This window comes from Isoptericola sp. NPDC057191 (assembly GCF_042670225.1).
GTDB lineage: Bacteria > Actinomycetota > Actinomycetes > Actinomycetales > Cellulomonadaceae > Isoptericola.
This window is the reverse complement of record NZ_JBHUWC010000189.1, coordinates 1-7,848: the sequence shown is the minus strand read 5'-3', so window position 1 is coordinate 7,848 and position 7,848 is coordinate 1. Positions and strand designations below refer to the sequence as shown.

General features: G+C 76.5%; 8 protein-coding genes. 5 read left to right on the top strand and 3 right to left on the bottom strand.

Annotated elements, in window-relative coordinates; genetic code table 11:
* Both cobA and ACFT55_RS17490 read left to right on the top strand, forming a co-directional pair.
* Window positions 1-806 (top strand): uroporphyrinogen-III C-methyltransferase (gene cobA / locus ACFT55_RS17495; protein ID WP_380245117.1); only part of this gene is annotated, 806 nt, incomplete at its 5' end.
* 56 nt (window positions 807-862) lie between these two features.
* Entirely contained in the window at window positions 863-1,615 is a 753-nt protein-coding gene (locus ACFT55_RS17490; RefSeq protein WP_380245116.1) for a sirohydrochlorin chelatase, read from the top strand.
* Here ACFT55_RS17490 and ACFT55_RS17485 read toward each other — a convergent pair.
* Both ACFT55_RS17485 and ACFT55_RS17480 read right to left on the bottom strand, forming a co-directional pair.
* Complete coding sequence (locus tag ACFT55_RS17485; protein WP_380245115.1) at window positions 1,581-2,267, bottom strand: LuxR C-terminal-related transcriptional regulator; 687 nt, start codon at window positions 2,265-2,267, stop codon at window positions 1,581-1,583. The two genes, ACFT55_RS17490 and ACFT55_RS17485, sit on opposite strands and share 35 nt — an antisense overlap.
* Complete coding sequence (locus ACFT55_RS17480) at window positions 2,264-3,544, bottom strand: PspC domain-containing protein (protein WP_380245114.1); 1,281 nt, start codon at window positions 3,542-3,544, stop codon at window positions 2,264-2,266. Before ACFT55_RS17480 ends, ACFT55_RS17485 begins: the two co-directional genes overlap by 4 nt.
* Window positions 3,545-3,681: 137 nt before the next feature.
* Between ACFT55_RS17480 and ACFT55_RS17475 the strand changes: the two genes are divergently transcribed.
* Window positions 3,682-5,154: a PspC domain-containing protein gene (locus ACFT55_RS17475; RefSeq protein WP_380245113.1), complete on the top strand. Its 1,473-nt coding sequence runs from the start codon at window positions 3,682-3,684 to the stop codon at window positions 5,152-5,154.
* The gene (locus ACFT55_RS17470; RefSeq protein ID WP_380245112.1) at window positions 5,151-5,789 is read left to right on the top strand and encodes a hypothetical protein; all 639 of its coding nucleotides are present in this window, start codon (window positions 5,151-5,153) and stop codon (window positions 5,787-5,789) included. The genes ACFT55_RS17475 and ACFT55_RS17470 overlap by 4 nt, the downstream gene beginning before the upstream one ends.
* Before the next feature lie 15 nt (window positions 5,790-5,804).
* On the opposite strand, the gene ACFT55_RS17465 is transcribed toward ACFT55_RS17470, so the two are convergent.
* Window positions 5,805-6,494 carry a hypothetical protein gene (locus ACFT55_RS17465; RefSeq protein WP_380245111.1) on the bottom strand — a complete coding sequence of 230 codons (690 nt, stop codon included), beginning with the start codon at window positions 6,492-6,494 and terminating at the stop codon, window positions 5,805-5,807.
* A gap of 134 nt (window positions 6,495-6,628) precedes the next feature.
* Here ACFT55_RS17465 and ACFT55_RS17460 point away from each other — a divergent pair, with 134 nt between their 5' ends.
* Window positions 6,629-7,801 (top strand): glycosyltransferase family 4 protein, encoded by a 1,173-nt coding sequence (locus ACFT55_RS17460; RefSeq protein WP_380245110.1) that lies wholly within the window; start codon window positions 6,629-6,631, stop codon window positions 7,799-7,801.
* The last annotated feature ends 47 nt before the right edge of the window (window positions 7,802-7,848 follow it).

Sequence of the window (7,848 nt, the reverse complement as noted above, 5' to 3'; positions counted from 1 at the left end):
CCGTGGCGGAGCCGGCCGCGGACGGCGCCCCGTCCCGCCCGGGCCGGGTCGCCCTCGTCGGGGGCGGGCCCGGCGACGCCGGGCTCGTCACCGTGCGCGGCCGCCGGCTGCTCGCGACGGCGGACGTCGTCGTGGTCGACCGCCTCGCCCCGCGCTCCCTCCTCGCCGGGCTGGACGACGAGGTCGAGGTGGTCGACGTCGGCAAGACGTCGGGCCACCACCCGGTGCCGCAGGACGAGATCTCCGCCCTCCTCGTGGAGCACGCGCTCGCCGGACGGGACGTCGTGCGCCTCAAGGGCGGCGACCCGTACGTCTTCGGCCGCGGGGGCGAGGAGCTGGACGGCTGCCGCGCCGCCGGGATCGAGGTGGAGGTGGTGCCCGGGGTGACGTCCGCGGTGTCGGTCCCCGCCGCCGCCGGCATCCCCGTCACCCACCGCGGCCTGGCGCGCGGGTTCAGCGTCCTCACCGGGCACGAGGACGTCGGGCAGGTGCCCGGCGGCACCGACCACACCCTCGTGCTGCTCATGGGCGTCACCCGCCTGGCCGAGACCGCCGCCGCGCTGGTCGCGGCCGGTCGCCCCGCGGACACGCCCACGGCCGTCGTCGAGGACGGGTTCGGCCCGCGTCAGCGCACCACGGTGGGCACGCTCGCGGACATCGCCGAGCGGGCGGCCGCCGTCGGTGTGCGGGCGCCCGCGGTGACCGTGGTGGGCGACGTGGTCCGGCGCAGCCCGGCCTGGGACGACGCCGCGCCGCGCCGGCGGACCGCTCACGCCCCGGCCGCGTCCGCCGTGAGGTCGACGTGACGGTGGTTCACGCGCGCGCAACCGCCGCGTACGACGTGGCGCGTAACGTCGCCCGCATGCCGGAGACAGCGACCCCGCCCGCCCTCCTCGCGATCTCGCACGGGACGGCCTCGGCCATCGGCGCGATGGCCGTCACGGCCCTGGTGGACGCGGTGGCCGCACGCCGCCCCGACGTGGCCGTGCACGCCGGCTTCGTCGACGTGCAGCAGCCGGACGTGCCGACCTGCCTCGCCGAGCTGCGCGCCGACGCGTCCACCGCGTCGACGGTGGTCGTGCCGCTGCTGCTGTCGGCGGGCTACCACGTGCACGTCGACCTGCGCGAGGACGTCGACGCCGCCGTCGCCGCCGGGGACGACGTCTGCCTCGGCGGCGCGCTCGGCCCGGACGACCGCCTGGTCGACGTGCTCGAGCGGCGCCTGGGCGAGGTCGGCCTGCGCGACGACGACACCGTGGTGATCGCCGCCGCCGGGTCGAGCGACGCGCGCGCCGTCACCGACTGCGAGACCACGGCCGGCCGGCTCGGGGACCGCCTCGGGCGGCCCGTGACCGTCGGGTACATCGCCAACGCCGTCCCGCGGGTGGCCGAGGCCGTCGCCGCGGCACGTGCCACCGCCGGCCCGGGCGGCCGCGTCGTCGTCGCGACCTACCTGCTCGCCCCCGGGTTCTTCGCCGACCTCGCCGCCCGCGCGGGCGGCGACGTCGCGACCGCGCCGCTGCTGGTGGCGGGCGCGGAGCCGCCCGAGGAGCTGGTGGACGTCGTCGTGGACCGGTACCTCACAGCAGCCGGCGCGCCGCGGCCCAGCGTGTGAGCTCGTACCGGCTGGACAGCTGCAGCTTGCGCAGCACGGCGGACACGTGGGTCTCGACCGTCTTGATGGAGATGAACAGCTCGCTCGCGACCTCGCGGTAGGAGTACCCGCGCGCGATGAGCCGCATCACCTCCTGCTCCCGCTTGGACAGCCGGTCGAGCTCGTCGTCCGCCACGGCGACGTCGCCCGCCGCGGTGCCGAACGCGTCGAGCACGAAGCCGGCCAGCCGCGGCGAGAACACCGCGTCGCCGCCGGCCACGCGCACGACCGCGCCGGACAGGTCGGACGCGGAGATGTTCTTCGTGACGTAGCCGCGCGCCCCCGCGCGGATGACGGCCACGACGTCCTCGGCGGCGTCGGAGACCGACAGCGCGAGGAACTTCGTCTCGCCCAGGAGGTCGGCGCAGCGCCGGACCACCTCGGCGCCGCCCCCGCCGTTCCCGCCGGGCAGGTGCACGTCGAGCAGCACCACGGGCGGCCGGAGCTCGTGCACGACGGCGACGGCCTGGTCGACGTCCGCCGCCTCGCCGACCACGTCCACCCGGCCGTCCAGGCTCGCGCGCACGCCGGTACGGAACATGTGGTGGTCGTCGACGAGGACCACCGGCACAGGGGCGGTCGGCTGCTCGCGGGCGTCGGGCGTCGTGGTCACGTGCGTGCTCCTTCGTCGATGGTCTGGCTGGCGGGGCTCGTCGGGACCCTCGGCATGCGCAGCCGCACCTCCGTGCCCCAGCCTGGTCGGCTCGTCACGTCGGCCGTGCCGCCACGCCGGTGCACGCGCCCGAGGATGGACTCGCGCACGCCGAAACGGTCCGGCGCGATGTCGTCCATCTGGAAGCCGTCGCCACGGTCGCGCACGAACACCTCGACCGCTCCGTCCGTCACCTCCAGGTAGACGGTCACGGGCGGGCGCCCGTGCGCGACGGCGTTCACCAGCGCCTCGCGGGAGGCCTGGAGCAGGGCCGACGTCTCCTCCGTGGGGACGCAGTCGCCCACCATCACGGACTCGACCTCGACGGCGCGGCCGTCCTCCACCTCGGCCACCAAGGCGCGCAGCTCGGCCGCGAGCGACGTGCCCGGGGCGGTGCGGTCGGTGTACAGCCACTCGCGCAGCTCGCGCTCCTGGGCGCGGGCCATGCGCGACACGGCCTCCGGGTCGTCGGCCCGCGAGCGGATGAGTGCGAGCGTCTGGAGCACCGAGTCGTGCAGGTGGGCCGCGATGTCGGCGCGCTCGGCCTCCCGCGCGCGGGCCGCACGCTCGTCGCCCAGCTCGCGCACCAGCCGCAGCCACCACGGCGCCAGCATCAGGGCCGCGCCCGCCAGCACCGCGAGCGACGCCGCACCCGCCTGCAGCAGCACCGGCACCGGCGCGTCCTGACCGATGAGCAGGAGCACGCCGACCATGACGAGGACGACACCGGCGCCGAGCCGCAGCACCAGGGTCGAGCGGCGGGTGCCGCCCCGGCTGTCCGTGAGGAGCCCACGCTGCGCGGCGTCGAGCTGGCTCCAGGCGAGCGCGAGGCCGCCGACGGCGACCAGCGCGGGCAGCACCCACGAGGCGCCGACGTCCCAGCCCGCCCGGACCGCGACGAGGACGAACGCGCCCGCGATGAGCGCCGCCCCGATGAGGACGTCACGCACCGGCAACGACGCGACCGGGCCCTGCAGCCGCAGCCGCGGCGCGAGCCGTTGCAGCGCCGTGGGCGTGGCGTCGGCGGCCTGCAGCGGGTCGCCCGACGGCACGGTCACCCACCAGAAGGCGTACGCGACCGCGCCCGCCCCGCCCGCGAAGGCGAGGAAGACGAACGTGAGCCGCACGAGCAGGACCGGCAGTCCGAGGTGCGCGGCGAGGCCCGCGGCGACGCCGCCGACGAACCGGCCCTGCGGGGGCCGGCGCAGCGGGAGGCGCGAGGGGCGTTCGGTGGTCACGCTCCCGATCCTGGCACGTCAGGGGCGCCCCCGGACCCGCTGTCCCCAGGTTTCAGGGTGCCGGACCCCGGCGATTCAGGGTCGTGTCAGGGCAGCACCCGATGCCGCGCAGCCGCCGCGCTCGTCAGGATGGAGCCATGAGCACCGACGACCTCCCCCAGCCGCCCGGGCCCCAGCCCGGCGCAGGCGGCGCCCCCGCCGTGGGCGACCCCGTCCCGCCCCGCCGCAGCGGCGACGGCTTCTTCGACTCCATCCGCCGGCTCGGCGTCGCCCGGTCCGACGACCGGTGGCTCGGCGGCGTCGCCGGCGGCGTGGCGGAACGGTTCGGGCTCGACCCCCTGCTCGTGCGCGGGCTGCTGATCCTCAGCTTCTTCCTCACCGGCGCCGGCATCGTCGTGTACGCGGTCGCATGGGCCCTGCTGCCCGAGCGGGACGGCCGGATCCACCTGCAGCAGGCGATCCGCGGCGACTTCGACGTGGCCCTGCTGGGTGCGGTCGTGGCGCTGATCGTCGGGTTCGCCTGGGGCGACGGCCTCTGGTCGTGGGGTCACGGCATCTTCGACTGGCTCGGCTTCGTCGTCTGGGCAGGCGTCTGGGTGGCGATCATCTGGCTCGTCGTCAAGCTGATCCGCGACCGCAAGCCGCGTGGCGGCGGACCGAACGTGCCGCCCACCCCCTACCCGCCGTACACGCCGTCGGCGCCGTCCACGCCGTACACGCCGTCCTCCCCGGCGACGTCGCCCTCGGCCGCACCGTCCTCCGGTGGCGTGCCGACGGAGTCCTTCACCCCCGCGCCGCCCGCGCCGTACCTCGCCGCGCCCGCGCCGCTCCCCACACCCGCCCCCGGTTCGCCCACGCCCGCGACGCTCTCCCCGGCGCCGATCTCCCCGGCGCGGCCCCCGCGGCCTCCGCGGCCCGTCCGGCGCGGCCCGGGCGCGGGCGCCGTGGGGATCGTCCTCGGCCTCATCCTGCTCGGGGGCGCGTTCCTGCTCGTCGTGGACCGCGCGGGCGACCTCGGTCTCCCCCTCGGCCCCACGTGGCTCGGCGCCTCGATCGTCGTGCTCGGCCTCGGGCTCGTCGTCACCGGCCTGCGCGGCCGACGCGGCGGCACGCTGACGTTCCTCGCGATCCTCGCCGTGATCGCCGGGGTGATCACCTGGCCGTTCGCCGGTGGTCGGGACTCGTGGGACTTCTGGGACGAGGGGCCGCAGAGCTCGGGTGCCGCCGTCATCAGCGAGGGCACGGTCACCCCGCGCTCGATCGAGGAGGCCCAGGACGGCGTGCGCGTGCGCTTCGGCAGCGCCGTCGTCGACCTCACCGAGCTGGACCTCAGTGGCGTGACGCCCGGCGACCCCGTCGTCGTGCCGATCTCCATGGCCGCCGGCAGCACCCAGGTGCTGATCCCCGCGGACCAGGCCGTCGAGGCCGACATCGAGGTCATCGCCGGCAACGCCACCTGGCGCGCCGACGGTCAGGACAGCTCCGTCAACACGTACACCAACGGCCCGGCACGGTTCAGCACCGACGAGGTGCACGAGGGGGACGGCGCCCGCCTCCTGCTCGACGTCGACGTCCGCGCCGGCGACCTGACCATCGAGGAGTCCCGATGAGCGACGACAAGCCCACCACGCCCCTGCCCGGGCCCGACGAGCGGGCGGACGACACGCAGGCGCTGCCCGCCGCCGACGAGACGCAGGCCCTGCCCGCCGCCGACGAGACGCAGGCCCTGCCCGCCGCCGGCGAGACCCAGGCGTTTCCGACGCCGGACCCCACGCGCGCGCTGCCTGTGGCCGGCCCCGACGACCCGCTGTCGGTCTTCGACCAGCCCGACCACCCCGCGGAGGCGCAGCCCACGCCGGAGCCGCCGCAGCACGCCACGCCGTCTGACACCACGGGGCAGGGCTACACGGGTCAGGACTACACGAGGCAGGCGTACACGGGGCAGGCCTACGCCGGGCCATCGTCATCCGCCGAGCCGCCCGTGTCGCCCGAGCGCCCCGCGAAGGCGCCGGTCATCGACGAGCGCGTCGAGGACGCCCCGAGCGCCGGCCCGCGGGCGAGCACCATCGTGTGGGGCTTCCTCGTGGTCGCGTTCGGCGCGGGCCTGGTCGCCAACGGCGCGGGCCGGCAGATCGACGTCGAGCTGGCCGCGATCGTGCTGCTCGCGGCGGCGGGCGTGCTCCTCGTCGTCGGCTCCGTGGTCAGCGCTGTACGGCGCCGGCGCCGGGCGCCCGTGCCCCGCTGACCGCGGGACCGGACGTCACGCCGACGGCGAGCCCGTGCCGCCGGCGGGCGGAGCCTCCGGGGGCCGCGACGCCGGCAGCTCGGTCGTCCGGCCCTCGGCCGGCGGTTCCTCGGCCGGCGTGCGGGTGCTCGGCCGCTCCGGCGGTGCGGCGGGCGGGGCCGGACGCGTCGGCTCCGCCGGCTCCGCGGGCTGCACCGGGTCCGCCCGGTGCGTCGGCGCGGGGTGGGACAGGTCGCCCGACGACGTGAGCGACGGTGTGTCCACCTGGACCTGCGGCCCTCCGGCGAGCCTGCGCAGCGCGCTCCCGAGCAGGATGAACACGATGCCCAGGCCGATCACCAGCGCGCAGACGCCGAACGCCACCACGGACGTGAACAGCGAGGCCCGCAGGAACGACGCGTCCATCACGCTGTCCCGGACCGGGTCGTCCTGGTCGAGCTGGGCGTACGTCTTGCCGTCCGCCATCTCGGTCGCGTGCTTGTCGATGACCTCCGCCTGCGCGTAGGCGGTGAACGGACCGGCGACGTGCTGTCCGGCGAACATCGAGGCGTCCTCGGAGACCGTGATCTCCTCGGAGGAGAGGGTCTGGGACACGACGACCCATACCCCGAGGCCCGCGATGATCATGATGATGCCGGCGATCAGGGTGATCATCCCGATCCCGCGGACGCCTTTGGCCGGATGGACGGTGACAGTGCTCGACATGTCGCACCTTCTCCTTGAGGTGGGCAGCGCTGGTGGCGCACGAGGTACCGCTCCTCGAACGGTAGCGCCGCAGCACGGCTCCGTCGCGGCGAACCCGCAGGTCCGACCGCGGGTCCCGATGGCAGGATGACCCGGTGCGCATCGTCCACGTCTCCGACTCCTACCTCCCGCTCCTGGGCGGCATCGAGACCCAGGTCGCCCGGCTCGCCCACCGGCAGGCGGAGGCGGGCCACGACGTCGAGGTGATCACCACGACCCCCGCCCGCCCGGGCTCGCACGGCATCTCCACCGCGCCGGACGAAGACGGCGTCGTCGTCCACCGCGTCGCGGCACGCGTGCCCGGCGGGTACCCGGTCCACCCGCGCTCCACGCGGCACGTCCTGACGCGGCTGCGGGCGCTCGAGGCCGACGGTCGCCGTCCGGACGTCGTGCACCTGCACATGGGGGTGCTCGCCCCGACGGTCGAGCTGGCCCTCCGCCCGCTCGCGCGCGCCGGGTTCCCCGTGCTCCTGACGGTGCACTCGGTCTGGGGCGGCTGGGAGCGCGCGTTCGCCGCGCTGGACCGGGTGACGGGGTGGGCCGCCTGGCCCGTGCAGTGGTCGGCGGTGAGCGAGCTGACGGCAGCGCCCTTGCGCCGGGTGGTCGGTCGCCGCCTGGGCGCCGACGCCGCGGCGGAGCGGGTGTCCGTGCTGGGCAACGGGATCGACGTCGACGCCTGGCGCCTGCCGCGCGTCGAGCGCGGCGACCGGGCGGAAGGGCGCGAGGTGCACGTCGTGTCGGCCACGCGGTTCGCGCCGCGCAAGCGGGTGCTGCCCATGCTGGCGGCGGTCGCGGCGGCGGTCGAGCGGGCGCCCGGCCGGCTCGTGGCCACCGTCGGCGGCGACGGTCCGCAGCTCGACGAGGCGAGGCGCTGGGTGCGCGAGCACGGGCTGACGGACGTCGTCCGCCTCGTGGGCCGGCTCAGCCCCACCGAGCTCAAGCGCCTGTACGTGCGGTCCGACGTGTTCGTCGCCCCGGCGGTGCAGGACGCGTTCGGCATCGCCGCGCTGGAGGCGCAGGCCGCCGGCCTGGCGGTCGTCAGCAGGTCGCAGTCCGGCGTGGCGGAGCGCCTCGTCGACGGTCGCGACGCGCTGCTCGTGGACGACGACGACGCGCTGGCGGACGCCCTCGTGCGCCTCGCCGACGAGCCCGCCCTGCTGGACGCGATGATCGCGCACAACCGTTCGGCCGAGCTCGCCACCTCGTGGCCCCGCGTGCTCGCCGACGTCGAGGCGGCCTACCGGCGGGCCGCGGCGATCGCGCGCTGACGGACCGGCCACCGGGCATGCTCACCGGGTGAGACGACCGCGGCCCC